General features: G+C 39.3%; 4 protein-coding genes. All 4 read right to left on the reverse strand.

Going from position 1 to position 2,497, the window contains the following annotated elements; all coding sequences use genetic code 11:
- Window positions 1–22 precede the first annotated feature (22 nt).
- Complete coding sequence (locus tag EZ449_RS22375) at window positions 23–745, reverse strand: methyltransferase family protein (protein ID WP_131563103.1); 723 nt, start codon at window positions 743–745, stop codon at window positions 23–25.
- A gap of 1 nt (window position 746) precedes the next feature.
- The gene (gene cmoA / locus EZ449_RS22380) at window positions 747–1,493 is read right to left on the reverse strand and encodes a carboxy-S-adenosyl-L-methionine synthase CmoA (protein ID WP_225872413.1); all 747 of its coding nucleotides are present in this window, start codon (window positions 1,491–1,493) and stop codon (window positions 747–749) included.
- 269 nt (window positions 1,494–1,762) lie between these two features.
- The gene (locus tag EZ449_RS23590; RefSeq protein WP_225872414.1) at window positions 1,763–2,038 is read right to left on the reverse strand and encodes a winged helix-turn-helix transcriptional regulator; all 276 of its coding nucleotides are present in this window, start codon (window positions 2,036–2,038) and stop codon (window positions 1,763–1,765) included.
- 115 nt (window positions 2,039–2,153) lie between these two features.
- Window positions 2,154–2,497: thioredoxin domain-containing protein (locus EZ449_RS22390; RefSeq protein ID WP_205943063.1), on the reverse strand; the 344-nt coding region annotated here is incomplete at its 5' end.

Raw genomic sequence — 2,497 nt, forward strand, 5'->3', positions numbered from 1 at the left:
ATACATAATAAATTATTTGTATTTACAGGGCCCATCTTCCCGATTTTTTCATGTACCTAATGAAGAGGTAATATATGCCGATAAGAATTATCGAAATAATAAAAACCAGGTTTCTGACTTCCACGTTGTAGCTGGTCAGCTGAGGATAGTAGAATAATAGGATAGTAACAATTCCCATGATCCAAATCGCTTGGGTATTATACTCTTTTATAAGCCATCTTTTACCATTAAATTGCATGCTCGAGATGGTCTGTCCCAGGCCATGGATTTTAAATAGCCATCTATGAACATTTACAGTATAGATATCAAACTGTCCCCCAAACTTGGCCCGGAGAWAATTTTCCTCAGCCAATACGATGGCCTGATAGATAAATAGAAAAATAGGGATAAGGACAAATACAAAGATTGCTGAATTGATCAAGATTCCTACACCTAGCAGCATCATGATATTGCCAACATAAAGCGGATTTCTGCAATGTGCAAATATCCCACTGGTTACCAGGTCCTCTGCGTGTACTTTTTTATCTTTTCCGCCACGAACGATATAGGCCAGCGAAATGGTTGCCCCACGGATAAGCTGTCCGGTAACCGTTATAATAAGGCCAAGGATGATGGGAATAAAATAATAATGTGGGCCGAATTTTTTCTCAGTGAAGATCCATGGAGATGGGATAAAAAGACACAGGTAAAGGAATATGAATAGAAAGTTCCTATATCTAAAAAAGAAATTGCCGACGGTTACCATGTTAGTTTTTTATCGCTATAAAGCCTGAAAAATTATACCATTTAAAAAAGATCTCTATGGCCACGAATCCTGCCTCTTCGAGCATCTTCACGTTTTCACTGAGCTTATAGGGGATAAGGACATTCTCCAGCGCCTCTCTTTTTTGAGAGATCTCCATTTCGCTATAATCGTTGCGTCTCTTGTAGTCGTAATAGTAGCTGATGAAATCCCTGTTGAAAATGGTGTTTTCCGCCAGGATTTTTTCTGAAACAATCAGCGCGCCACCTGGGACCATGCCATCATAGATGCGTTTCAATAGCTTTTCTCTATAGATGGGCCTTACAAACTGTAAGGTCAGGCACAGGATTACAACAGAAGCATTCTCAATTTTAACCTCACCATGAAGATCGGCCATTATGAGCTCATAGGGCCGTGTAAATTTCACTTCAGAGAGTTTTGCTTCGCATTTTTGAAGCATCTCGCCCGAATCATCTATTCCCACAAACCGGATATCCTCACTCACCAGGGAATTGATCCCAATCATCGTGGTTCCGGTTGAACAGCCCAGATCTACCAGGGTCGTTCCTGGMAGAGCATGCTCTGCGGCAAGTTCAAAGATCATACGCTGGATTTCAGCATAGAAGGGAACAGACCTTCCGACCATATCGTCGAATGCATTCGCCACCGCCTTTCCAAATTTAAAGTCGGATGGTTTTTTGATTTCATCACTGAATACCAGGTCCTTTTCAATTTTTTTTTGTTTTTCCATTATCTTCATCTTAAAGGCTAAGTTGGAAGTTTTTTTTTATAGTATTTCGCATTTAACACATATGTAACCAATAAGTTATCGAAATCGAAATTTTAATAAAAAGTAGTCTAAACCTTTTTAGATTATTCTGCGTTAACTAGCATAAACCAACGGCTGAACCTTCATCCCTCTTACAGGATATCCCAATTTAATACGTCAGCCTGGGAATAGATTCATCTCTATCGAAATTTATCTTMTCACTAAATTCGGCTACCAAAATACACATTGGGTCAGGTAACTTTTTTGAYTAATGATGGAGTTRCCATGATTTGTTTTAGCAATTTCTGTTTTTGATAGTTGCAACACCCACCCGCTAAACTGATTTGACTATGTTCTCGAATTTTAATTCTATGTTTTTGGCCCGACTGTTCCATGGCCTTTATAACATCGTTGATGCTGGGGCAATAATCTGTAAGACTATATTCAATTCTTACCGGATAACCTGCGGTCGCTGTTTTGCAAATAATCAGATTGTCTTTCAGAAGCCTCAATTCTTTTGGCAGTATGCGGYTTGCTCAACTACAAATCTAATGTGCTGTACAGGTATAAATCTGTACAGCATATATAGCTTAATAATTAACTGTTATTGAATTTCACTCCTACATTGAACCTTGTTTCACGCTACTTTTCCTGTTTAATCAATGAGATGACGTAGTCTACTTCCTTGACCATCCTAACCAGGTCGCCGTCAAATCCCCCATAGACCCATCTCACATAGCCATTCTGATCAATGATCACCTTTTGAGGGATACCGTTCATCTGTAACTGCCTGGCATAGCCATTGAACACCAGGCCCATCTTGCCCGTTTTTGGATCGGTTTCGTCATACAAAACATCGAAGTCATATTTCTGATCTGCAATAAAATCGGTAGTCAGCTTTTTATAGTTCGGAGAATACTCAAGCGTTGCAACGAAATAAAACTCTACCGTGCTGTCTGGTTGATATTTCTTTACCAAAGTTTGCA

It is taken from the genome of Pedobacter frigidisoli, assembly GCF_004331675.1.
GTDB lineage: Bacteria > Bacteroidota > Bacteroidia > Sphingobacteriales > Sphingobacteriaceae > Pedobacter > Pedobacter frigidisoli.